This window comes from Mycobacterium sp. 1274756.6 (assembly GCF_001668625.1).
Taxonomy (GTDB): Bacteria; Actinomycetota; Actinomycetes; order Mycobacteriales; family Mycobacteriaceae; genus Mycobacterium.
In genome coordinates this window covers 66,888-90,252 of sequence record NZ_LZLJ01000091.1, presented here as the reverse complement: position 1 = coordinate 90,252, position 23,365 = coordinate 66,888, and the positions used below count along the sequence as shown (strand labels likewise).

The 23,365-nt window shown below is 72.0% G+C and carries 22 protein-coding genes and 1 pseudogene; 4 read left to right on the top strand and 19 right to left on the bottom strand.

Annotated features, from left to right (window positions below):
- Genes carB through pyrR form a run of 6 tightly spaced genes read right to left on the bottom strand, consistent with a single transcriptional unit; the run spans position 1 to position 7,789 of the window.
- Positions 1-3,342, bottom strand: a complete 3,342-nt coding sequence (gene carB / locus A5643_RS14315; protein WP_066856818.1) for a carbamoyl-phosphate synthase large subunit — start codon at positions 3,340-3,342, stop codon at positions 1-3.
- On the bottom strand, positions 3,342-4,463 hold the full coding sequence (gene carA / locus A5643_RS14310) for a glutamine-hydrolyzing carbamoyl-phosphate synthase small subunit (RefSeq protein WP_066856815.1): 1,122 nt from the start codon (positions 4,461-4,463) through the stop codon (positions 3,342-3,344). Before carA ends, carB begins: the two co-directional genes overlap by 1 nt.
- Positions 4,460-4,960, bottom strand: coding sequence for a PH-like domain-containing protein (locus A5643_RS14305; protein ID WP_066856813.1), 501 nt, complete (start codon positions 4,958-4,960; stop codon positions 4,460-4,462). The genes carA and A5643_RS14305 overlap by 4 nt, the downstream gene beginning before the upstream one ends.
- On the bottom strand, positions 4,957-6,249 hold the full coding sequence (locus A5643_RS14300) for a dihydroorotase (RefSeq protein WP_066856810.1): 1,293 nt from the start codon (positions 6,247-6,249) through the stop codon (positions 4,957-4,959). Before A5643_RS14300 ends, A5643_RS14305 begins: the two co-directional genes overlap by 4 nt.
- Positions 6,246-7,205, bottom strand: coding sequence for an aspartate carbamoyltransferase catalytic subunit (locus A5643_RS14295; RefSeq protein ID WP_066856807.1), 960 nt, complete (start codon positions 7,203-7,205; stop codon positions 6,246-6,248). The genes A5643_RS14300 and A5643_RS14295 overlap by 4 nt, the downstream gene beginning before the upstream one ends.
- A complete protein-coding gene (pyrR, locus tag A5643_RS14290) occupies positions 7,202-7,789 on the bottom strand; it encodes a bifunctional pyr operon transcriptional regulator/uracil phosphoribosyltransferase PyrR (protein ID WP_066856803.1) in 588 nt (195 codons plus the stop codon). Before pyrR ends, A5643_RS14295 begins: the two co-directional genes overlap by 4 nt.
- A 96-nt stretch (positions 7,790-7,885) precedes the next feature.
- Here pyrR and A5643_RS14285 point away from each other — a divergent pair, with 96 nt between their 5' ends.
- Both A5643_RS14285 and A5643_RS14280 read left to right on the top strand, forming a co-directional pair.
- Positions 7,886-8,536: a class I SAM-dependent methyltransferase gene (locus tag A5643_RS14285; protein ID WP_066856800.1), complete on the top strand. Its 651-nt coding sequence runs from the start codon at positions 7,886-7,888 to the stop codon at positions 8,534-8,536.
- Positions 8,533-9,738 (top strand): serine hydrolase domain-containing protein, encoded by a 1,206-nt coding sequence (locus A5643_RS14280; protein WP_066856797.1) that lies wholly within the window; start codon positions 8,533-8,535, stop codon positions 9,736-9,738. The genes A5643_RS14285 and A5643_RS14280 overlap by 4 nt, the downstream gene beginning before the upstream one ends.
- Before the next feature lie 16 nt (positions 9,739-9,754).
- Here A5643_RS14280 and A5643_RS14275 read toward each other — a convergent pair whose 3' ends face one another.
- The 4 genes from A5643_RS14275 to A5643_RS14260 are packed head-to-tail and all read right to left on the bottom strand — an operon-like array spanning position 9,755 to position 12,892.
- Positions 9,755-10,390, bottom strand: a complete 636-nt coding sequence (locus A5643_RS14275) for an NAD(P)H-dependent oxidoreductase (RefSeq protein WP_231995570.1) — start codon at positions 10,388-10,390, stop codon at positions 9,755-9,757.
- Between the two features lie 2 nt (positions 10,391-10,392).
- A complete protein-coding gene (locus A5643_RS14270; RefSeq protein ID WP_066856793.1) occupies positions 10,393-11,562 on the bottom strand; it encodes an acyl-CoA dehydrogenase family protein in 1,170 nt (389 codons plus the stop codon).
- Positions 11,563-11,615: 53 nt separating this feature from the next.
- Complete coding sequence (locus tag A5643_RS14265) at positions 11,616-12,182, bottom strand: TetR/AcrR family transcriptional regulator (protein ID WP_066856790.1); 567 nt, start codon at positions 12,180-12,182, stop codon at positions 11,616-11,618.
- 50 nt (positions 12,183-12,232) lie between these two features.
- Positions 12,233-12,892 (bottom strand): class I SAM-dependent methyltransferase, encoded by a 660-nt coding sequence (locus A5643_RS14260; protein WP_066856924.1) that lies wholly within the window; start codon positions 12,890-12,892, stop codon positions 12,233-12,235.
- Between the two features lie 125 nt (positions 12,893-13,017).
- Here A5643_RS14260 and A5643_RS14255 point away from each other — a divergent pair, with 125 nt between their 5' ends.
- Positions 13,018-13,431, top strand: a complete 414-nt coding sequence (locus tag A5643_RS14255; protein WP_066856788.1) for a DoxX family protein — start codon at positions 13,018-13,020, stop codon at positions 13,429-13,431.
- A 13-nt stretch (positions 13,432-13,444) separates the two neighbouring features.
- Here the strand turns inward: A5643_RS14255 and A5643_RS14250 are convergent, their stop codons facing one another.
- From A5643_RS14250 to A5643_RS14225, 6 genes are all read right to left on the bottom strand, one after another.
- Positions 13,445-14,458 carry a phosphotransferase family protein gene (locus A5643_RS14250; protein ID WP_066856785.1) on the bottom strand — a complete coding sequence of 338 codons (1,014 nt, stop codon included), beginning with the start codon at positions 14,456-14,458 and terminating at the stop codon, positions 13,445-13,447.
- Entirely contained in the window at positions 14,455-17,190 is a 2,736-nt protein-coding gene (locus A5643_RS14245; RefSeq protein WP_066856769.1) for an aminotransferase class I/II-fold pyridoxal phosphate-dependent enzyme, read from the bottom strand. Before A5643_RS14245 ends, A5643_RS14250 begins: the two co-directional genes overlap by 4 nt.
- Positions 17,191-17,301: 111 nt before the next feature.
- The gene (locus tag A5643_RS14240; RefSeq protein WP_066856766.1) at positions 17,302-18,186 is read right to left on the bottom strand and encodes an alpha/beta fold hydrolase; all 885 of its coding nucleotides are present in this window, start codon (positions 18,184-18,186) and stop codon (positions 17,302-17,304) included.
- Between the two features lie 2 nt (positions 18,187-18,188).
- Positions 18,189-18,704, bottom strand: a complete 516-nt coding sequence (gene nusB, locus A5643_RS14235; protein ID WP_066856763.1) for a transcription antitermination factor NusB — start codon at positions 18,702-18,704, stop codon at positions 18,189-18,191.
- A gap of 9 nt (positions 18,705-18,713) precedes the next feature.
- Entirely contained in the window at positions 18,714-19,277 is a 564-nt protein-coding gene (gene efp / locus A5643_RS14230) for an elongation factor P (RefSeq protein ID WP_066856761.1), read from the bottom strand.
- 15 nt (positions 19,278-19,292) lie between these two features.
- Positions 19,293-20,384, bottom strand: coding sequence for a M24 family metallopeptidase (locus A5643_RS14225; RefSeq protein ID WP_066856758.1), 1,092 nt, complete (start codon positions 20,382-20,384; stop codon positions 19,293-19,295).
- A gap of 33 nt (positions 20,385-20,417) precedes the next feature.
- Here A5643_RS14225 and A5643_RS14220 point away from each other — a divergent pair.
- A pseudogene (locus A5643_RS14220) lies at positions 20,418-21,047 on the top strand (B-4DMT family transporter); the annotation flags it as partial.
- 219 nt (positions 21,048-21,266) lie between these two features.
- On the opposite strand, the gene aroQ reads toward A5643_RS14220, so the two are convergent.
- From aroQ to A5643_RS14205, 3 genes are read right to left on the bottom strand one after another with little or no spacing between them, the layout of a single operon-like run.
- Positions 21,267-21,701 (bottom strand): type II 3-dehydroquinate dehydratase, encoded by a 435-nt coding sequence (gene aroQ, locus A5643_RS14215; RefSeq protein WP_502686241.1) that lies wholly within the window; start codon positions 21,699-21,701, stop codon positions 21,267-21,269.
- Positions 21,695-22,783 (bottom strand): 3-dehydroquinate synthase, encoded by a 1,089-nt coding sequence (gene aroB, locus A5643_RS14210; RefSeq protein ID WP_066856752.1) that lies wholly within the window; start codon positions 22,781-22,783, stop codon positions 21,695-21,697. The genes aroQ and aroB overlap by 7 nt, the downstream gene beginning before the upstream one ends.
- Complete coding sequence (locus tag A5643_RS14205) at positions 22,780-23,364, bottom strand: shikimate kinase (RefSeq protein ID WP_066856749.1); 585 nt, start codon at positions 23,362-23,364, stop codon at positions 22,780-22,782. Before A5643_RS14205 ends, aroB begins: the two co-directional genes overlap by 4 nt.
- Position 23,365: the final 1 nt, after the last annotated feature.

The window sequence follows — 23,365 nt, the reverse complement described above, 5'->3', positions numbered from 1 at the left end:
CTACCCCGAGCCCAGCCGCCGGTGCAGTTCCTGCAGCGACTGCACCCCGATGTCGCCGCGGATGCCCGCCTCGATGCCCTGCACGGCGGCCGAGGCGCCCTGCACGGTGGTCACGCACGGGATGTTCATCGCCACCGCCGCCGACCGGATCTCGTAGCCGTCGCGACGCGGCCCGGAGTTGCCGTACGGGGTGTTGAGCACCAGGTCGACCTCGCCGGCGAGGATCGCGTCCACCGCCGACATCGACGGCCGGCCCGGCTGCGGGTCCTCGAAATGCTTGCGGACCTCGTCGCAGGGGATGCCGTTGCGGCGCAGCATCTCCGCGGTGCCCTCGGTGGCCAGCACCCGGAACCCCAGGTCGGCCAGGCGTTTGACCGGGAACACCAGCGAGCGTTTGTCCCGGTTGGCCACCGACACGAAGATGGTGCCGCTGGTGGGCAGCGACCCGTAGGCGGCGGTCTGGCTCTTGGCGAACGCGCTGCCGAAGTCGCGGTCGATGCCCATCACCTCGCCGGTGGACTTCATCTCCGGGCCCAGCAGGGAGTCCACCCCGGAGCCGTCGGCGGCGCGGAACCGGTAGAACGGCAGCACCGCCTCCTTGACCGCGATCGGCGCGTAGGGCGCGACGGTGGCGCCGTCGCCGGTGGCGGCGAGCAGGCCCTCGGCGCGCAGCGTGGCGATCGACGCGCCCAGCATCACCCGGGCGCAGGCCTTGGCCAGCGGGACCGCGGTGGCCTTGGACACGAACGGCACCGTGCGGCTGGCCCGCGGGTTGGCCTCCAGCACGTAGAGCACGTCGTCTTTGAGCGCGTACTGGACGTTGAGCAGCCCGACCACGCCGATGCCGTGGGCGATGGCCTCGGTGGCGCGGCGGACCTTGTCCACGTCGGTGCGGCCGAGGGTGACCGGCGGCAGCGCGCAGGCGGAGTCCCCGGAGTGCACCCCGGCCTCCTCGATGTGCTCCATCACCCCGCCGAGGTAGACCTCGGTGCCGTCGCAGAGCGCGTCGACGTCGATCTCGATGGCGTCCTCGAGGAACCGGTCGACCAGCACCGGGTGCTCCGGGGAGAGCAGCGCCGCGCGGGTGATGTAGCCGCGCAGGGTCTCCTCGTCGTAGACGATCTCCATGCCGCGCCCGCCGAGCACGTAGGACGGCCGGACCAGCACCGGGTAGCCGATCTCGGCGGCGATGCGGCGGGCCTGCTCGAAGGTGGTGGCGGTGCCGAAGCGCGGGGCGGGCAGCCCGGCGGTGGCCAGCACCTCGCCGAACGCGCCGCGGTCCTCGGCCAGGTCGATGGCCGCCGGCGGGGTGCCGACGATGGGCACCCCGGCGGCCTCGAGCCGTTCGGCCAGCCCCAGCGGGGTCTGGCCGCCCAGCTGCACGATGACCCCGACCACGCCGGGTCCGCCCTGCCCGGACTGCTGTTCGGCGTAGTAGACCTCCAGCACGTCTTCGAAGGTGAGCGGCTCGAAGTACAGCCGGTCGGCGGTGTCGTAGTCGGTGGAGACGGTCTCGGGGTTGCAGTTGATCATCACCGTCTCGAACCCGGCCGCGCTCAGCGTGGTGGCGGCGTGCACGCAGCTGTAGTCGAACTCGATGCCCTGGCCGATGCGGTTGGGACCCGAACCCAGGATCAGCACCTTGGGTTTCCCGGTCTGCGCGGCCACCTCGGTCTCGGCGGCCGGGTCCAGTTCGAAGGTGCTGTAGTGGTACGGGGTCTTCGCCTCGAACTCCGCCGCGCAGGTGTCGACGGTCTTGAACACCGGGTGCACCCCGAGCCGCTGGCGCAGCGTGCGCACGCCGCCCTCACCGGCCAGTTCCGGTCGCAGCGCGGCGATCTGGTGGTCGGACAGCCCGTAATATTTGGCGCGCCGCAGCAGCGGCTCGTCGAGCACCGGGGTCGCCAGCAGCTCGGCGCGCAGCGCCACCAGCTCGGCGATCTGGGCGACGAACCAGGGGTCCACCCCGGAGGCGGCCGCCACCTGCTCGACGGTGCCGCCTAGCCGCAGCGCCAGTTCCACGTCGTAGAGCCGGCCTTCGGTCGGCACCTTCAGGCGGTCCAGCACGGCGTCGAGCCCGCCGTCGGGGTCGGGACCGGTCCAGAACCCGGCGCGGCTGGTCTCCAGGGAGCGCATCACCTTGCCGAGCGCCTCGATGAAGTTGCGGCCCAACGACATCGCCTCGCCGACGGATTTCATCGTGGTGGTCAGCGTGGGGTCCGCGCCGGGGAACTTCTCGAAGGCGAACCGCGGCGCCTTGACCACCACGTAGTCCAGGGTGGGCTCGAAGCAGGCCGGGGTCTCCTTGGTGATGTCGTTGACGATCTCGTCGAGGGTGTAGCCGATCGCCAGCTTGGCGGCGATCTTGGCGATCGGGAAGCCGGTGGCCTTCGACGCCAGCGCGCTGGATCGCGACACCCGCGGGTTCATCTCGATGACGATCATCCGGCCGTCGGCCGGGTCGATCGCGAACTGGATGTTGCAGCCGCCGGTGGCCACCCCGACCTCGCGCAGGATCGCGATGCCCAGGTTGCGCATCGCCTGGTATTCCCGGTCGGTCAGCGTCATCGCCGGGGCGACGGTCACCGAGTCGCCGGTGTGCACGCCCATCGGGTCGACGTTCTCGATCGAGCAGACCACCACGACGTTGTCGTTGGCGTCGCGCATCAGCTCGAGCTCGTATTCCTTCCAGCCGTAGATGGATTCCTCGATGAGCACGTTGGCGCTCGGTGAGGCGGCCAGCCCGGCGCCGGCCATCCGGGCCAGCTCCTCGCGGGTGTGCGCCAGCCCCGAGCCCAGCCCGCCCATGGTGAACGACGGCCGGACCACCACCGGCAGCCCGAGTTCGGCGATGGCCGCGTCGACCTCGGCCATGGTGTAGCAGACCGCCGAGCGGGCCGACTCCCCGCCGACGGTGGCGACGATGTCTTTGAACTTCTGCCGGTCCTCGCCGCGCTGGATCGCCTCGAAGTCCGCGCCGATCAGTTCGACGCCGTAGCGGGCCAGCACCCCGTTGTCGTGCAGGGCGACCGCGGTGTTCAGCGCGGTCTGCCCGCCCAGGGTGGCCAGGAGCGCGTCGATCTTGTTGCCGCGCTCGGCCTGCTGGGCGATGACCCGCTCGACGAACTCCGGGGTGATCGGTTCGACGTAGGTGTGGTCGGCGTACTCCGGGTCGGTCATGATCGTGGCCGGGTTGGAGTTGACCAGGCTGACCTGCAGGCCCTCGGCGCGCAGCACCCGGCAGGCCTGGGTGCCCGAGTAGTCGAACTCGCAGGCCTGACCGATGACGATCGGCCCGGAGCCGATCACCAGCACATGGTTGATATCGGTGCGACGCGCCATCAGCGGCCCTCCATCAGCTCGCAGAACTGGTCGAACAGGAACTCGGCGTCGTGCGGTCCCGCACCCGCCTCGGGGTGGTACTGCACCGAGAAGGCGCGGCCGTCGGCCAGGCGCACCCCCTCGACCACGCCGTCGTTGGCGCAGGTGTGGCTGACCTCCGCCGGGCCGAAATCGGTGTCGAAGCGCTGGCCGGCCTCGCCTTCCAGGGCGAACCCGTGGTTGTGGGCGGTCACCGCGACCCGGCCAGTGGCGTGGTCGATGACCGGGATGTTGATGCCGTGGTGGCCGAAGACCATCTTGTAAGTCGACAGGCCCAGTGCGCGGCCCAGGATCTGGTTGCCGAAGCAGATGCCGAACAGCGGGATCCCGGCGCCGAGCACCTCGCGGGTGACCGCCACCACCCGGTCGGCGACGGCCGGGTCGCCGGGGCCGTTGGACAGGAACACCCCGTCCGGGCGCAGGGCGGCGATCTCGTCGAAGGTGGTCGACGCCGGCAGCACGTGGCTGCGGATGCCGCGGCGCACGAAGTTGGTCTGGGTGCTGGTCTTCACCCCGAGGTCCAGCTGGGCGACGGTGAACCGGGGCGGGCCGGCCGGCTCGATGGTGTAGGGCTGGGCGGTGCTGACCTCCCCGACCAGGTCGGCGCCGAGCATGGCGGGCTGGCTGCGCACCCGGTCGAGCAGTTCGTCGGTGCCGGCCAGCGCCGGCCCGGAGAACACCCCGGCCTTCATCGAGCCGCGGCTGCGCAGGTGGCGCACCACCGCGCGGGTGTCGATCCCGGCGATGCCCACGATCTGCTGGGCGGTCAGTTCGTCGGCCAGGGTGGTGGTGGCCCGCCAGTTCGACACCCGCGGCGAGGGGTCGCGCACCGCGTAGCCGGCCACCCAGATGCGGTGGTCGCGGCTCTCGTTGTCCTGCGGGTTCCAGCCGGTGTTGCCGATCTGCGGCGCGGTGGCCACCACGATCTGGCGGTGGTAGCTGGGGTCGGTGAGGGTCTCCTGGTAGCCGGACATGCCGGTGTTGAACACCGCCTCGCCGAGGGCCTGCCCGGTCGCGCCGAACGGCACGCCGGTGAAGATCCGGCCGTCCTCGAGCACCAGGTGCGCGGTCAGCGAGCTCATCGGGCCTCCTCGAGCCAGTGGGCGTAGTCGCGGCGGTCGTCGGCGCGGATGCCGGTGTCGATCTCGGTTCCGGACGGCAGCCGCCACCGGATGGCCAGGATCCCGTCGTGGGTCATCGCCTTGCCGACCATGCCGCGTTCGGTGCGGACGGCGACGACGGCGTCCGCGGGGATCCAGATCGGGCGGGCGCCGCTGCGCTGCACCATGATTCCCTCCGGGTAGCGGGTGGCCACCGCCTTGCTGCGGTAGCCCAGGTCGCCGACGGCGACCCGGTCGTGCCAGCGCGGGCTGATCGTGCAGCCGACGTAGAGGCCGCGCAGCGGTCCGGCGGTGACCGGTCCGACCGTGTCCGGGACGGCGGGCAGCTCCCCGATCAGCGCGGCCTGGCGCTGGGCGCGCCGGCGCCACCCGCGGACCATCAGTTGGATCAGCCAGGTCACCAGCACCAGCAGCGCGAGCGCGAAGACCAGCGACCCGACCAGTGTGCCGGTGTTCACGCGGGGCTCTTCCCGTCCCGGGCGGTGATCCGGCCGCGCAGCAGCGTGGCGGTGACCGTGGCGGGCAGGGTCAGCTCCTCGTAGGGGGTGTTGGCCGAGCGGCTGGCCATCGCGGCGCCGCGCACCGTCCAGCTGGCGTCCGGGTCGACGACGGTGAGGTTGGCCGGCTCCCCGACCGCCAGCGGCCGGCCCTGGTCCGGCAGGCCGACGATGCGGGCGGGGTTCTCGCTCATCACCGCGGCGACGCCGCGCCAGTCCAGCAGGCCGGGGGCGACCATGGTGGCGGCGACGACCGACAGCGCGGTCTGCAGGCCGAGCATGCCGGGGCGGGCGGCGGCGAACTCGCAGCATTTCTCGTGGTCGGCGTGCGGGGCGTGGTCGGTGGCCACGCAGTCGATCACCCCGTCGGCCAGGGCCTCGCGCAGCGCGGCGGTGTCGGCGGCCTCCCGCAGCGGCGGGTTGACCCGGTTGATGCCGTCGTAGCTGGTCAGCCGGCTGTCGTCGAGCAGCAGGTGGTGCGGGGTGACCTCGGCGGTGATCGCGATGCCTTGCGCCTTGGCCCATTTGAGGATCTCCACGGTGCCCGCGGTGGAGGCGTGGCAGATGTGCACCCGGGCGCCGGCGTCGCGGGCCAGCAGCGCGTCGCGGGCGACGATCGCCTCCTCGGCGGCGCGCGGCCAGCCGGTCAGGCCCAGCCGGGCGGCGGTGGGGCCCTCGTGGGCGACGGCGCCGACGGTCAGCCGGGGCTCCTCGGCGTGCTGGGCGATGAGCACGCCCAGCCCGGAGGCGTACTCCAGGGCGCGGCGCATCACCAGCGGGTCGGCCACGCACAGTCCGTCGTCGGAGAACATCCGCACCCGGGCGGCGCCGGCGGCCATCATGCCCATCTCGGTGAGTTCGGTGCCGGCCAAACCGACGGTGACCGCCCCCACCGGGTGCACGTCGACCAGCCCGACCTGCTGGCCGCGGGCCCACACGTGGTCGGTGACCACCGGGGAGTCGGCGACCGGGGTGGTGTTGGCCATCGCGAACACCGCGGTGTAGCCGCCCAGGGCGGCGGCGGCCGAGCCGGTCTCGATGTCCTCGGCGTATTCGCGGCCGGGTTCGCGCAGGTGGGTGTGCAGGTCGACCAGGCCGGGCAGCAGCACCTGGCCGGCCGCCTCGATCACCTCGGCGCCGGCCGGCGCGGTCAGGGCCGGACCGATCTCGGTGATCTGGCCGTCGGCCACCACGACGTCGACCGGCTCGCCCTCGCCGTAGGGGCGCACCCCGCGGATCAGCACGCTCATGCGCCCACCGCCGCGGTCTCCGCGCTGCCCGCGCCGACCAGCAGGTGGAACAGCACCGCCATGCGCACCTGCACCCCGTTGGCGACCTGCTGCAGCACCGCCGAGCGCGACGAGTCGGCCACCGAGGAGGTGATCTCCATGCCGCGCAGCATCGGGCCGGGGTGCAGCACCACGGCGTGCTCGCCGAGCAGCGCCGCACGCCGGTCGGAGAGCCCGTAGCGCACCGAGTACTCCCGCGGGGACGGGAAGAATCCGCCGGTCATCCGCTCGGCCTGCACCCGCAGCATCACCACGGCGTCGGCGGCGGGCAGTTCGGCGTCCAGGTCGTAGCTGACCGTCACCGGCCAGTCGGCCACCCCGACCGGCAGCAGGGTGGGCGGGGCCACCAGCACCACCTCCGCGCCGAGGGTGGCCAGCAGCATCACGTTGGAGCGGGCCACCCGGGAATGCAGGATGTCGCCGACGATCACCACCCGGCGGCCGTCGATGCCGCCGAGGCGCTGCCGCAGGGTGAGCGCGTCCAGCAGGGCCTGGGTGGGGTGTTCGTGGGTGCCGTCGCCGGCGTTGATCACCGCCGGGCCGGCGCCGTCCTCGGCGGTCCAGTCGGCGAGCAGTTGGGCGGCGCCGGAGGCGGGGTGGCGGATGACCAGGGCGTCGGCGCCGGCGGCGCGCAGGGTGCGGGCGGTGTCGCGCAGCGATTCGCCCTTGTTGACCGAGGAGCCGCTGGCCGAGACGTTGACCACGTCGGCGCTCATCCACTTGCCGGCCACCTCGAAGGAGACCCGGGTGCGGGTGGAGTTCTCGTAGAACATGGTGATCACGGTGCGTCCGCGCAGCGTCGGCAGTTTCTTGACGTCGCGGCCCAGCAGGGCCTCGGCGAACCGGTCGGCGTCGTCGAGGATCGCGGTGGCCTCGTCGCGGGTGAGGTCGCCGGCGGCCAGCAGGTGCCGGCTCATGCGGCGTCCCGGGAGATCAGGACCGCGTCGCGGTCGTCGTGTTCGCGCAGCAGCACCCGCACGCTCTCGGTGCGCGCGGTGGGGATGTTCTTGCCGACGTAGTCGGCGCGGATCGGCAGTTCGCGGTGGCCGCGGTCGACCAGCACCGCCAGCTGGACGGCGGCCGGGCGGCCCTGGTCGCGCAGCGCGTCGAGGGCGGCGCGCACCGACCGGCCGGCGTAGAGGACGTCGTCGACCAGGATGACCAGGGCGTCGTCGAGGCCGCCGGCCGGGATGGAGGTGGCCTCCAGCGGGCGGGGCGGTTTGATCATCAGGTCGTCGCGGTAGAGCGTGATGTCCAGCGAGCCGTGCGGCACCTGCACGCCGCAGAATTCGGTGATCTTGTCGGCCAGCCGCCGGGCCAGGATGGCCCCGCGGGTCGGGATGCCCAGCAGCACCACCCGCGGGCCCGAATCACTCGGGTCGTCCAGGGCGGTCTTCTCGATGATCTGATGCGCGATGCGGGAGATCGTGCGGCCCACGTCGGCCGCGGTCATCAGTTCCCGGTCGGTCCCGGCGGTGTCGTCGGGGCGGGCGGTGCCCATGCCGATTCCTGACCTCCTTCTCCGCCTCACGGGACGGATCGTTAAAGGATGTCGTACAACTCGGCAGCCTAGCACTCCGCGACTACGCTGGGTGCAATGACCGAACGGCAGTTTCCGCGGCTGGATTTCGACGCCCTCTACCGCGGGGAGAGCCCCGCCGAGGGGGTGCCGGGCACCACCACACCACCGTGGGACACCAAAGCGCCCAAGGAGAACGTCATCGGCTGGCACGAGCAGGGCCTGGTGCGCGGTGCGGTGCTCGACGTCGGCTGCGGGCTCGGCGACAACGCCGTCTACCTGGCGCGTCAGGGCTTCACCGTGACCGGGGTGGACATCTCGGCGACCGCGCTGATCACCGCCGAGCGCCGCGCCGCCGACGCGCACGTGGACGTCCGGTTCGCCGTCGCCGACGCCACCGAGCTGGCCGGCTACACCGATGCGTTCGACACCGTCATCGACAGCGGCATGTTCCACTGCCTGGCCCCTGCCGACCGGCCCCGCTACGCCGCCGCCGCGCACCGGGCCACCCGCGCCGACGCCACCGTGCTGCTGTCCTGCTTCAGCGACGCCAACCCGCCCGACGCCGAGCGGCCGCTGCCCGGGCTGAGCGAGGCCGAGGTGCGCGCGGTGTGGGACGGGCCGGGCTGGCAGGTGGTGTCGCTGGAGCCGGCCGCGGTGCGCCGGGAGGGCTGGGGCGGCGAGATGCACTTCTTCTATGTGCGGGCCAGGCGGGTGTCGCACCGGTGAAGCTGGAACCCAACCGGGCCCCGATCCTCGAGGCCTGCGACGCCGGGCTGCTGGCCGGCGCCCTGACCCTGGTGTGGCAGCGCGGAAGGGTGCTGCAGGTCAACGAGATCGGTTGTCGCGACGTGGACGCCGGGCTGCCGATGACCCGCGACACGCTGTTCCGGATCGCCTCGATGACCAAGCCGGTGACGGTCGCGGCGGCGCTGCGGCTGGCGGAGGCGGGCAAGCTGGCGCTGAGCGACCCGATCACCCGCTGGGCTCCGGAGTTCGCCGCGATGCAGGTGCTGGCCGACCCGGACGGCCCGCTGGAGCGCACGGTGCCCGCGCAGCGCACCATCACCGTCGAGGACCTGATGACCCACCGGGCGGGGCTGGCCTACGGGTTCACCGTGACCGGCCCGCTGGCCAAGGCCTACCGGCGGCTGCCGTTCGGGTCCGGGCCGGACGCCTGGCTGGCCGCGCTCGCCGCGCTGCCGCTGGCGCACCAGCCCGGGGAGCGGCTGACCTACAGCCACGGCATCGACGTGCTCGGGGTGCTGCTGTCCCGTATCGAGGGCAAGCCGGTGGACCGGGTGCTCGACGAGCAGATCCTGGGCCCGCTGGGCATGGTCGACACCGGGTTCTTCGTGCCCGCCGCGCAGCGTGGCCGCGCCGCCACCATGTACAGCCTGGGCGATGATCTGCGGCTGCGTCACGACGTGATGGGCCCACCGCCGATCACCGCGCCGTCGTTTCCCAACGCCGGCGGCGGGTTGTGGTCCACGGTCGATGATTATCTGCGGTTCGCCCGGATGTTGTTGGCCGACGGGGTGATCGACGGGCAGCGGGTGCTCTCCGCGGCGTCGGTGCAGGCGATGCGCGCCGATCGGCTGACCGCCGCGCAGAAGCAGCACCCGTTTCTGGGCGCGCCGTTCTGGGTCGGGCGCGGGTTCGGGCTGAACCTGTCGGTGGTCACCGACCCCGAGAAGTCCCGGCCGCTGTACGGTCCGGGCGGGCTCGGCACGTTCGGTTGGCCGGGCGCCTACGGAACGTGGTGGCAGGCCGATCCGGCCGCGGAGCTGATCCTGCTGTATCTGGTGCAGAACCAGCCGGTGTTCTCCGCGACGGCCGCCGCGGCGGTGGCCGGCAACACCGCGGTCACCAAACTGCAGACCGCGCAACCGAAATTCGTCCACCGCACCTACCGCGCGCTGGCGGAGTAGCCGGCCGCGAGCCGCCCTACAGCGCCGCGCCCGCCGTCCGGGCCAGTTCGAGGGCGTCTGCGCGCATCCGGGTGCGCTCCTCGGGGGTCCAGCGGGTGGTCGGTTCGACGACCAGGGTCTGCACGGTGTAGCCCAGCATGCCGAACACGTACTCCAGGTAGGGACGCTGGAAGTCCTGCAGTTCGGCGTGGGTGCCGTCGTAGGCGCTGGAGCGGGTCAGGATCAGCTGCGCCGGTTTGCCCTCCCCCAGCGTGCCGACGTGTTCGCCGCGCTCGTTGAGGGTGAAGCTGGCCATCGGTTGCACGATGACATCGATCCAGGCCTTCAACGCATGCGGCACATGCCAGTTCCACATCGGGGACGACACCACCAGGCGGCCGAAGCCGCGCACCCGGTCGATCTCGGCGAGCACCTGCGTCCAGATCTGTTTCTGCTCGGGGCTGCGGCGCTCACCGAACAGCGGCGCGAACTTGGCGATCGCCGCCTCCCGCCCGAACCGCAGCACGTCGTCGCTCCAGACCGAGAACCGCTCGATGTCGCCGACCGCCGCGGCCGGGGCCGCGGCCAGGAAGGCCTCGGCCAGCGCCGAGGACAGCGAATCGTCTTGCTTGGGGCTGGCTTCCACCCACAGGGTGCGCATCGGTGGCCGCACTTTCAGATCATCGAGATCGGCGAGATCTTGACGCCGACCTCCAGGGCGCCGGCCAGTTCCCGGCTGACGTCGTAGTCGAAAACGACGTGCCCGCAGATGATGTCGACGTCGCGTTTGGCGCGCTGCAGCGGATTGTCCAGGAAGTGCACGCTGGCCCCGGCGGCTTCGAGCAGGTCGGCGATGATCGCGCGGGACTCGTGGACGATGTGGGCGGCGGCGGCGCGGGCGTCGGCGCGCGCGGCGCGCCCGACCCGCTCCCCGGCGGTGACCGCGGCCTGGATCGAGGTCACCGTGTCGTCGAGCAGGCCGTGCAGCGCGCGCAGCCGGACCCGGGCCGAGCCGAGCCGGATCTGGGCGGCGGGCTGATCCTTCTGTGCCGCACCGCTGTAGGCCATCACCCGTTTGCTCAGCCGCTCGGCGAACAGGTCGGTCACCCGCTCGGCGGAGCCGAGGGCCGGCATCGCGGCGACCAGCGCCAGCGCGGGCACCATCGGCCAGCGGTAGGCGGCGGCGTCGTGCAGGGCGGCGCCGGGCGTGGTGCCCGCGTAGATGTCGACGACGTTGACCAGCCGGTGGGCCGGCACCCAGACGTCGTCGACGATGACGTCGTTGGAGCCGGTGGCCCGCATGCCCGCGGTGTGCCAGACGTCCTCGACGCGCACGTCGGCGGCGGGCACCAGCACCAGGGCGGGAAAGATGTTGTCGTCGGCGCCGCAGAGCGCCCCGACCAGCACCCAGTCGGCGTCCATGATCCCGGTGGCCCACGACCAGCGGCCGGTGAGCCGGAACCCGCCGTCAGCCGGCACCCCGCGTCCGGTGGGGGCCAGCGGTGCGGGGCAGAGCACCGAGCCGTCGGCGAACACCTCGTTCTGGGCCTGCTCGTCGAAGAGCGCCAGCATCCAGTTGTGCAGGGTGTAGAAGCCGAGTGTCCAGGCGCTGGAGGCGCAGCCGTGCGCCAGCCGGCGCACCGGGTCGAGGATCGCGGGGAATTCCGCCTGGGCGCCGCCGTAGCGGGCGGGCAGCAGCAGGTCGGCCAGCCCGGAGGACCGGTATTCGCTGATGGTTTCGGCGGGCAGCCGGCGCAGCTGTTCGGCGTCGGCGGCCCGGTCGGCGAGCCGGGTGATGAAGGCGTCGTCGATGCCGGTGGCGGGCGCGGGTGTCGTCGTGGTCACGAGCCGAACATTACCATACCTTTTGGTACGGACGGTTTTTTGGTGCGGACAGCTCAGCGTTGCAGCATCAGCTCCAGAAACGCCTCCCGCCGGGCGGCGGCCTGCGGGCTGGGCCGCGAGCCGGCCAGGTGCAGGAACCCGATGCCGGCGGCGAAGGTGGCGTTGGCCCGCATGTCGGCGTCCTCGGCGGCGAAGCCGTCGTCGACGAAGGCCTGCCGCACCGCCGCGACGATGCGGGCGTCGGAGCTGCGGACCGCGTCAGCGACCGCGTCGTCGCTGCGCGCCCACTCCCGCATCGCCCGCTCGAGCATCCAGTGCCGCGGGCTGACCAGCGAGGTCATCATCCGCGACAACCGCTGGCGCGGCGGGAATTCGGTGAGGTGGTCGAAGAGTTCGCGGTCCTCGTCGCGGAAATCGGCCCAGGCCTCGATCAGGGCGCTGCGGTAGGTCTTCATGTCGGCGAAGTGCCAGTAGAAGCTGCCCTTGGTGACCCCGAGGCGGTTGCACAGCCGTTGGATGGTCAACGCCTTGATGCCGTCCTCGGCCAGGATGCGGAACCCGGCCTGCACCCAGTCCCCTGCCGACATGCGGCCGGTGGCCGTCGCTCCGGTGGCTGCCATGGCGACCAACCCTAGCGCCGGCTGACAATCGGGGTGGTCAGTTCAACCGGTCATGCGGGTTTGTGGGCGGTTGCCAGCAGGCCGGGGATGCGCAGTCGGCCGCGGTCGTCGGTGGCCGCGGCCGGCGGGGCGGACCCGTCGGGCAGCCGGGTGGCGGCCGACTGCAGGTACGCCGCCCGGATCTCCGCCACCTGCCAGTGCCGGCCGATGACCGCCCGCAGGCTCTCCGGGCTGAATCGGGCCGGGCCGCGACCGTCGGCACCGGGGAAGGCGTCGGCGGCGAAGGCGAGGATGTAGCAGCGTGCGCCCGGGGCGGCGGCCCGGTGCATCGCGGCCAGGTAGGCGTCGCGGTGCTCGGCGGGCAGCGCGTGCAGCAGCCCGCTGTCGAAGATCGTGTGGAACCGGTCGTCGTAGCCGCTCAGCGTGGTGACGTCGGCGGAAACGAATGTCGCTGGCAGGTTGTGTTTTTCGGCGGCGGCGGTGGCCGCAGCGAGCGCGGTGGCCGACAGGTCCATGCCGACGACGCGGTGGCCGCGGGCGGCCACCGCCAACGCCAGTTCGCCGTGGCCGCAGCCGGCGTCGAGCACCTCCGGGCGCACGGCGCCGGGCCGGTCGAGTAGGGCGGCGAGTTCAGGTTGAGGTTCGCCGATGCTCCACGGCGGCGGTCGGTCCCCGCGATAGGCGCTGTCCCAGTCGGTCGATTCAGTCACGGGTGTCTCGTCCTCTCCGATCGCCAGCACGGGCGCAGTGCGCGGTGACCATTGCGCGGTGACCATTGCGCGATACCGCCGCAGCCGCGACAGTGGAGGGCACCGGTACCGGCAAAGGAGTCACCATGGATCTTCTCATCCTCATCGGCCGCATCCTGTTCGTTGCGGTTTTCCTCGGTGGCGCACTGGGTCATTTCACCAACACCGACGCGATGACCGCCTACACCGAGTCGATGGGTCTGCGTCCGGGCCGGCTGTTCGTGCTGGGCAGCGGGGTCTGGCAACTCGTGGGCGCGCTGTCGGTGCTGCTGGGCGTGTGGACGGATCTGGGCGCGCTGATGCTGGTGGCGTTCCTGGTGCCGACCGCGTTCCTCATGCACCGGTTCTGGGCGGCCGACGACGCGGAGACCAAGGCGGCCGAGCAGATCCACTTCAACAAGGACATCTCGCTGGCCGGCGGGGCGCTGATCCTGCTGGGGTTCGTGCTCGACACCGGCGACGCGCTGGGTTATACGCTGACCGGCCCGCTGTTCGGCTGAGGGCCGCGCCCGCTTACGCGCGGTCCAGCACGGCCGCGGCCATCTCGGCGAGCATCCCGGGGCGCGCGGCCATCTCGTCGAGGTAGACGCCCTGCACGCCCATCGCGCCGTCGCGGTAGCGGTGGTAGACGCCCTCGGCGATGCAGCCCAGCCGCCACAGCGCGAACGCGTGGTAGTAGCCGATGGCGCCGACGTCGGCGCCGGTCCGGCGCCGGTACTCGGCGATGATCCGCTCGGTCGGGGCGAAGCCGTGGGCCGGGTCGGGCGCCCAGCCGACCGGGCGCGGGGAGTCCCACATCGCCACCAGCCAGCCCAAATCGGCGAGCACGTCGCCGACCGTGCACAGTTCCCAGTCCAGCACGGCCCGCACGGCGCCGTCGGTCCCGAGGATGAGGTTGCCGGGCCGGTAGTCGCCGTGCACCAGCCCGACCCGCTGCTCCGGCGGGATGGCGTGCGCCAGCCGGCGCGCCACGCTGCGCAGCGCGCCGGTGGTGGCCTCGACGCGGTCCAGTTGCTGTCCCCAGCGCCGCAGCTGTCGTTCGACGTAGCCGCCGGGGCGGCGCCACTGCGCGAACGGAGCACGGTCGCAGTCGATCCGGTGGATGTGCACCAGCGCGGCGACAACGTCGTCGGAGAATGCGGCCGGGCCCGCGGCGCTCAGCGCGGCGGTGTCCTCGTCGCTGTTGAGGATGATGCCGTCGACGAAGTCCATCACGTAGAAGTCCGCGCCGGTCACCGCCGGGTCGCTGCAGTGGCCGGCCACCGCCGGGACCGGGACGGCGCTGCCGGCCAGCGCGCTCAGGATCGCCTGTTCGCGCAGCACGTTGTGCGCCGAGGGCAGGACGGCGCCGGTCGGGGGCCGGCGCAACACCCACCGCCCGCCGGCGCGGTCGGTGACCAGGTAGGTCAGGTTGGAGCGACCGCCGAGCACCAACTCGAACTCCAACGGCGCGATCACGCCGGGGACGTGGGTCAAAAACCAGTCGGTGACCCCGCCGGGGTCGATGCCGGCCGGCGGTTCGGTCATTCGCCCGCCGTCATCCGCGCGAGCGCGTCCTCGGTGAACACCGACAGGCCCAATTCGGCGTGATAGCCGTGGATCTCCTTGACGTCGAGTTCGAGCAGGAACCGCAGGATCTCCGCGGAGAGCGTCTGCCCCGGGACCAGCACCGGGAATCCCGGCGGGTAGGGCACCACGAACGTGGTGGACACCAGCCGGCGACCGGTTTCGAGCACCGCCCCGGCCTTCTCCAGCGGGATGTGTTCCCGGTCGGCGTCGTCGTAGCCGGCGTAGAACGCGGTGCGCATGTCGCCGAACGGGCCGGCCGGTTCCGGCCGGAACGCGTCGTCGAAGCTGCTGAAGTCCGGCAGCGGCGGCAACCCGTCGGTGATCGCGGCCACCCGACGCTGGTGCAGCGCGGCGTCTTCGGCGCCGGCCTGTTCGGCGGCGCGTTCGAAGTCGCCGGCCACCCGCCGCAACGCATCCAGCAGGTAGTGCACGCTGGACCAGGTGGCCCCGATGGTGAAGATCAGCAGCACACTGTTGATCGAGGTCTTGTTGATCTGGATGCCGAAGCGTTCCATCAGGATCTTCTCCCGGAACGCATAGCCGGTCATCCCGGTGTTGCCGACGAACAGCGTCGCCCGGGTCGGGTCGAGCACGAATTCGTCGGAGCGCCACGCCTCGTTCCATTCGGCGAGCGCGCCCTGCCGCACCTGCCGGTAGGACTGCACCGCCGAGGCGCGGAATTCCTCGGGCACCAGGTCGAACTCGTCGAGGATGCGGAACCACCTGCTGATCAACGGATCCCGGCGGATGCGGTAGCGGAACACCAGCGCCATGTCGTAGACACCGCGGACCAGCTGGAAGCCCTCCAGGTCGACTTGGCGGCGGGCCAGGTCCAGCGACGCCAGCAGCTGCTGGTTGGGTGAGGTGGAGGTGTGGGTCAAAAATGCCTCGGTGAACGAATCCCGGTGCCCGCCGAAATCCTGGTCGCGGACGTGGATCATCGACGCCTGGCGCAGCGCCGACAGCGACTTGTGGGTGGAGTGGGTGGCATACACCCGCGCCCGGGCCCGCTCCGGGTCGGGCAGCAGCCGCTCGGTCAGCCAGTGCGCCCGGTCCTCCCCCGGCTCGAACCCGCTCATCTTGTCGCGCCAGGCGCGGTACTCCTTCGCGTACTCCGGTGCGGCGAGGCGGTTCTCCAGCCGTTCGGCGGCGATCATCGCGGTGCGCTGCCGCGACCAGGGAACCGCGGTGGCGAACGCGTACCAGGCCTCGTCCCACAGGAAGCAGATGTCGGGTTTGATCGCCAGCACTTCTTCCATCACCCGCAGCGGGTTGTAGACCACGCCGTCGAAGGTGCAGTTGGTCAGCAGCAGCATCCGCACCCGGTCCAGCTGCCCGGCGGCCTCCAGATCCAGCAGGGTCTTTTTGATGGTGTGCAGCGACACGCCGCCGTAGATCGCGTACGGCGCCAGCGGGTAGGCGTCGAGGTAGAGCGGGTACGCGCCGGCGAGCACCAGGCCGTAGTGGTGGGACTTGTGGCAGTTGCGGTCGATCAGCACGATGTCGCCGGGCCGGGTGAGGGCTTGCACGACGATCTTGTTGGCGGTCGAGGTGCCGTTGGTGACGAAGTAGGACTGGTGGGAGTTCCAGGTCAGTGCCGCCTTGTCCATCGCCGCCCGGATGTTGCCCTGCGGATCCAGCAGCGAGTCCAGTCCTCCTGAGGTGGTGGAGGTTTCGGCCATGAAGATGTTGCGGCCGTAGAACTCCCCCATGTCCTGCAGGGATTTGGAGTTGAAGATCGAGGCGCCGCGCGCCACCGGCAGGGCGTGGAACTGGCCGACCGGCTCCTCGGCGTAGCTGCGCAGCGCGTCGAAGAACGGCGTGGCGAACCGCTTGCGGATCCCGTGGAGCACCGTGGAGTGCAGGTCGGTGACGTCGTTGAGCCGGTAGAAGGTGCGGTCGTAGACGTCGGGTTCGACGGTGGTGTCCGCCGCGATCGATTCGTCGGTGACCAGGTAGCGGTCGATGTGCGGGCGCAGTTCCCGGATCCATTCGGCGCATTCGAACGCGTCGTGGGTGCAGTCGGCGGCCACCGCGTCGTCGTTGGCGCCCAGCAGCGCGGTCATCAGCGGCAGCCGGTCGCGGGACCGCAGCGGCAGGTCGTGGCGGATGATGGCGGCCTGGATCTCGCCGTTGAGCGCGACCGCGGTGATGACGTCTTCGATGCTGGTCATCACCAGCAGCTCGAAGCGGATGTCGTCGGCCGGGTCGTGCAGGGCGCGCAGGGCGCCGGCCAGGCTCTCCGGTGCGTCCGGGGAGTAGTCGTCGCCGAGCACCACGGTGTAGAACTGCTGCTGTTTGGTCTGGGCCACCAGTTCCTGTTCGGCCAGCGGGACCGAGGTGTCGAACAGCGCGGCGCGGTCACCGTATTCCGACAGCAGCCGCACCGCCAGGGAGACCTCGTCGGAGAGCCGGATGGTCTTGTTGTCGGCCAGGTACCGGCGGAACATCGCCAGGTTCGCCGCCCCCGGGTAGAGCCAGTACCGTTCGTAGGCGCCGATGCGGTCCAGCAGCCGTTTAACCCGGTTGGCGTAGTGGGTGGTGTCCAGGCGGGCCCGGTTGACCTCGGCCAGCTGCCGGCAGGCGTCGTCGAGCAGGTTCCAGGTGTCCACCCGCGAATAGGACGGGTTGGCCACCGCGGCCAACGCCGACACCCGCAGCCGTCGGGGCTGTTCCCGGTCGCTGATCATGCCCGCACCCGCGGGTCGAAATTGGAGGTCACGGCCGACATTGTCCCGTGTCCTGGCACCGGATGGGCGGGTTTGGGCGTTCCTCGCGCACCGCGCGGGTGACCGCGCCCGCTACCCGGTGAGGAAGTCGGCGACCGCGGCCGCCACGGTGCCGCGCGAATCGCCCAGCCAGAAGAAGTGGCTGACCGCGTCGGTGGACACCAGCCGGGCGTGCGCGATGGTGCGCCGGAAGTCCTCGGCGTGCCGCAGCGCGACGCCGCCGTCATACCGCGAGGCGGTCACCAGCGTCGGGCAGCCCACCGACCGCAGCAGCCGTTCGCGCTCGGCCGCCCCGGCCGGTGTTCCCTGCGCCACGTCGAGCAGGAAACCCGAACCCGACGCCATGTGGGCGAACACGGCGCGCGCGGCGGCCCGGTCGGCTGCCGACCAACCGGCCCACCAGCGGCGGACCGGCAGCGTCGACAGTGGGCGCATCATCATCCGCAGGCCCCGGTCGGTGGAGACCAGCCGGCGCACCGCCGCCCAGGTCAACCGTTGGGTGCGGGGCCCGAACGCCACCGGCGCGGCCAGCCGCTCCGCCGCGGTGTCGGGGAAGCCCAGGGTCGACGGCGCGGCACTGTGCAGGATCAGCCGCGGCGCCAGCCGGGGCGCGGCGGTGGCGAGGTGAACGGCCTGCAGCCCGCCGAAGCTCAGCCCCACCGCGGCCACCGGGTCGGGCAGCCCCAGGGCCGCCCAGGTTTCGGTGACCGCGGGAACGAACCGGGCGGCGGTCAGCGCGCCGACGGCGGTGCGTCCGTAGCCCGGGCGGGAGAAGCTGATCACCCGGTAGCCCAGGTCGACATACAGATCGCGGCAGGCGGGGGTGAGTGCGGTGCTGTGCCCGCCGGGGAAGAACAGCACCGGCTCGGCGCGCGGGTCGCCGTGGATCGCCACCTGCACCGGGCCCAGGGCGGTGCGCACCAGCGGCACCTCGCCCGCGGGGCCGGCGGCGATCACGGCTAGGGCGCCGGGTTCGGGGGCGCGGCGGTGTCCGGCCCGCCTGCCGGGTCGGTCCGGCGTACCGCCTCGGCGGCGGCGCGGATCTGCGGGGTCACCAGCATCACCTGGCCGAGCACCCCGTTGACGAAGCCCGGCGAGTCGTCGGTGGACAGTTTCTTGGCCAGCTCGACGGCCTCGTCGACGGCCACCGGCTCGGGTACGTCGTCGGCGTGCAGCAGTTCCCACACCGCCACCCGCAGGATGGCGCGGTCCACCGCGGGCAGTCGTTCCAGCAGCCAGCCCTGCAGGTGCGAGCTGATCAGGTCGTCGATGTGCGCGCCGTGCTCGGTGACCCCGTGCGCCACCGTCACCGTGTAGGGGTGCGGCGGGCTCACGTCGGGGTTCGCGGCGGCCAGTTCGCTGCGGGCGTCGGCGGCGGCGGCGGGGCTCACCCCGCGCGCCTCGGCCTCGAAGAGCAGGTCCACGGCGCGTTTACGGGCCTGATGGCGGCCCCGCACCGGTTTGCCGTCAGGCATCGGGCGGGATCACCCGCTGACCCGGCCCAGGTAGCTGCCGTCCCGGGTGTCGACCTTGATCTTGTCGCCGGTGTTGAGGAACAGCGGCACGTTGATCTGCGCGCCGGTCTCCACGGTGGCCGGTTTGGTGCCCGCGTTGGACCGGTCGCCCTGCAGGCCCGGGTCGGTGTGGGTGATCTCCAACTCGACGCTGACCGGCAGTTCCAGGTACAGCGGGACGCCGTCGTGGAAGGCGATCTGCACCGGCATGCTCTCCAGCAGGAAATCCGCGGCGGTGCCGACCATGCCGGCCGGCAGCGGGTGCTGCTCGTAGTCGGCGCTGTCCATGAACACGAAGTCGGCGCCGTCGCGGTACAGGTAGGTGGCGTCGCGGCGGTCGACGGTGGCGGTCTCCACCTTCACACCGGCGTTGTAGGTCTTGTCCACGGTCTTGCCGGAGACCACGTTCTTGAGCTTGGTGCGCACGAACGCCGGCCCCTTGCCGGGTTTGACGTGCTGGAACTCGACGATCTGCCACAGTTGGCCGTCGATGACCAACACCAGTCCGTTCTTGAAGTCGGCGGTCGATGCCACGGTCTTCTCTGTCTCCTAAACGACGGCCAGTTCCTTCGGGAACCGGGTCAGCACTTCCGGGGTCTGCCCGGATTCCCCCACGATCAGCGTGTCCTCGATGCGGACACCGCCGCGGTCGGGCAGATAGACGCCGGGCTCCACCGTTACCGCGGAGCCAGCAAGCAGTGTACCGGCGGCGCTGCCGTTGATCCCGGGCGCTTCGTGGATCTGCAGCCCCACCCCGTGGCCCAGCCCGTGCGGGAACCGCTCCCCGTGGCCCGCGTCGGCGATGACGGCGCGGGCCGCGGCGTCGACGTCGGCCAGCGCGACCCCGGCGGCCAGCGCGGCGCGGCCGGCCCGTTGGGCGGTGGCGACCAGCTCGTAGAGGTCGCGCTGCCAGTCGGCGACCGGCGCCAGCACGAACGTTCGGGTCATGTCGGAGTGGTAGCCGGCCACCAGCGCCCCGAAGTCGATCTTGACGAAGTCCCCGGCGGCCAGCACCGCGCCGGTGGGCCGGTGGTGCGGGATCGCCGAGTTGGCGCCGGCGGCCACGATCGTCTCGAACGACGGACCGTCGGCGCCGTGGTCGACCATCAGCGCCTCCAGCTCGCGGGCGACCTGGCGTTCGGTGCGGCCGGCGCGCAGACCGCCGCCCTCGACCAGGTCGCGCAGCGCCGCGTCGGCCGCCGCGCAGGCCCGGCGCAGCAGCGCCACCTCGTCGGGGTCCTTGACCTCGCGCAGCGGCTCCACCAGGCGGGGCACCCGGACCAGCTCCGCGTCCTCCCCCAGCCCGGCGCGCAGCGCGTCGAGCCCGTCGACGGTGACGACGTGGCTTTCGAAGCCCAGCCGGCCCACCCCGGCATCGGCGGCGCGCCCGGCCAGGTGCCGGCCGACCGCGCGTTCGATGGCCAGCTCGACATCCGGTGCCTGCGCCGCGGCCTGGGTGCGGTAGCGGCCGTCGGTGGCCAGCACCGCGGGCCGCTCGTCGGCGAAGAGCAGCAGCGCGGCGTTGGATCCGGTGAACCCGCACAGGTAGCGCACGTTGATCAGGTCGGTGACCAGCAGCGCCGCGATGTCGGCGGCGCCGATCCGGTCACGCAGGGCGGCTCGACGGTGGGAATGTGTCACGCCTGCGAACCGTACTCGTTACGCTGTGGCCTCATGACCAACAACTGGCTGCTGCGCGGGCTGGTGTTCGCGGCGGGAATGCTCGTGATCCGGCTGATCCAGGGCGTGCTGATCAACACCTTCGAGATGCACGCGACCCTGATCAGTGTGCTGCTGCTGGCCGTGTTCGTCGCCGGGGTCGCCGTGTGGGCCTACTTCGACGGCCGCGAGGACGCCAAGGCCACCGCCGACCCGGATCGCCGCGCCGACCTGGCGATGACCTGGCTGTTGGCCGGGCTGGTGGCCGGGGTGCTCGGCGGCGCCCTGGCCTGGCTGTTCGCCCTGGTCGACAAGGGCATCTACACCGGGTCGCTGATCAACGAGCTGACCACGTTCGCCTCGTTCACCGCCCTGCTGACCTGGGTGCCCGCGGTGGCCGCGGTCTCGCTGGGGCGCTGGCAGGTGGACCGCGAGTACGAGAAGCACCCCGAGCTGCGGCGGTCGCGCCCGGGCGAGGACGACGATCGCGCCGACACCGACGTGTTCGCCGCGGTCGGGGGCGGCGAGCCGGAGCCCTCCTGGTCGCAGGCCGGGGAGGAGACCGCCGACCTCGGGGAGACCGCGGAGCTCGGCGAGGAGCCGACCACCGCGATCGCGACGCTGCCGGACTTCGAGAAGACCGAGCCCAAGAAACGCTGGTGGCAGCGGCGCACGAAGTCCGCGGCCGAGCCGACGGTGCCGGCCCCGACCGCCTACACGATGGAGGAGACCCAGCCGGTCGACACCGAGCAGACGACCCGCCTCGACGCCGACGGGTCGGCGGAGCCGACCACCGAACTCCCGGCGCCCTCCCCCGCCGCGGAGGAGCAGACCACCGAGATCGACCGCGACGAGCGGTCCTAGTTAGCCTTCGGCTCCGGCCAGATAGCGCAGCGCCAGCAGGTAGCCCTGCACGCCCAGGCCGACGATGACGCCGGTGGCCACCGGGCTCAGATAGGAGTGGTGGCGAAACTCCTCGCGCGCGAACACGTTCGAGATGTGCACCTCGATCAGCGGGGCGGTCAGCTCGGCGCAGGCATCGCGCAGCGCCACCGAGGTGTGGGTGAGCCCGCCGGCGTTGAGGATCACCGCTTCGCCGGCGTCGGCGGCGTGATGGATCCAGGTCAGCAGTTCGGCTTCGCTGTCGGTCTGGCGGACCACCGCCTCGAGGCCGAGGGTCTGGGCTTCGCGGCGCACCATCGCGGCGAGGTCGTCGTGGCTGAGCGCGCCGTAGACGTCCGGCTCCCGGCGACCGAGCCGACCCAGGTTGGGGCCGTTGAGGATCTGCACTCTCACCACGGCCGCGCCACCTCCGCGTAGGCGGCGGCCAGCAGTGTCGGGTCCGGGCCCTCCAGCCGGCCCGGTTTCGCGAGCCCGTCGAGCACCACGAAGCGCATCACCCCGGCCCGGTTCTTCTTGTCCCCGGCCATGTACTCCATCAGTTGCGGTAATGCGTTGGCGCGGTAGGTGTCCGGCAGGCCGAGGGCGCGGATGACGCTGCGGTGCCGGTCGGCGGTCGCGTCGTCGAGCCGGCCGGCCAGCCGGGCCAGCTCGGCGGCGAAGACCAGACCGACGGCGACGGCGTCGCCGTGGCGCCAGCGGTAGTTCTCCAGCGCCTCGATGGCGTGCGCCAGCGTGTGGCCGTAGTTGAGGATCTCGCGCAGCTCCGATTCCCGCTCGTCGGCGGCGACCACCTCGGCTTTGACCGCGATCGCGCGCCGGATCAGTTCGCCCAGCACCGGTTTGGCGGGGTCGACGGCGGCCTCCGGGTCGGCTTCGATCAGGTCGAGGATCACCGGGTCGGCGATGAACCCGGCCTTGACCACCTCGGCCATCCCGGTCACGATCTCCCGCGGCGGCAGGGTCTCCAGCGTGGCCAGGTCGACCACGACGGCGTCGGGCTGGTGGAACGCGCCGACGAGGTTCTTGCCCGCCTCGGTGTTGATCCCGGTCTTGCCGCCGACCGCGGCGTCGACCATCGCCAGCAACGTGGTGGGCACATGCACGATCGAGACGCCGCGCAGCCAGGTCGCCGCCGCGAAGCCGGCCACGTCGGTGGCGGCTCCCCCGCCGAGGCTCACCAGCGCGTCCTTGCGGCCCAACCCGATTCGGCCCAGCACATCCCAGATAAACCCGAGGACCGGCAGTTCCTTGCCGTCCTCGGCGTCGGCGATCTCGACCCGGTGCGCGTCGATCCCGGTGTCGGCCAAGTGGCTTCGGATGGCTTCGGCGGTGGCCGCCAGGGTCGGCTGGTAGAGGATCGCCACCCGGTGCCGACCTTTGAGCAGGTCGGCGAGGTCCCCGAGCAGACCGGTTCCGATCACCACCGGGTAGGGCGGGTCGGTCCGGACCTGCACGGTGACCGGGTCGGGGAGACTCATTTGCGGACCTCGCTTCGTCGGGCGGCCAGCGCCGCGGCGGTGGCCGGCGTGGGCTTGGCATCGGGGGCGGGCTTCGGGTTCTGCAGCCGCGCCACGATCTGGCGCACCACCGCGCCGGGGTTGCGCCGGTTGGTGTTGATCCGCATGGTCGCGACCTTGCGGTAGAGCGGGGCGCGTTCGGCCATCAGGGCGCGGTACTTCTCGGTGCGGTTCGGGCCGGCCAGCAGCGGGCGCACGGTGTTGCCGCCGGTGCGCCGGACCCCTTCGGCCAGGGAGATGTCCAGGTAGACCACGGTGTGACCGGCCAGGGCGTCGCGCACCCCGGCGGTGGTGATCGCACCACCGCCCAGCGACAGCACCCCGTCGTGGTCGGCGAGCGCGCCGCGCACGACCTGTTCTTCGATGCGGCGGAACTCCTGTTCACCGTCGGTGGCGAAGATGTCGGCGATGCTGCGGCCGGTCTGCTGCTCGATCGCGACATCGGTGTCGAGCATGGCGACGTCGAGGGCCTTGGCCAGCCGCCGCCCGATCGTGGACTTGCCCGACCCGGGCAGGCCCACCAGTACGGCCCGCGGTGCCATG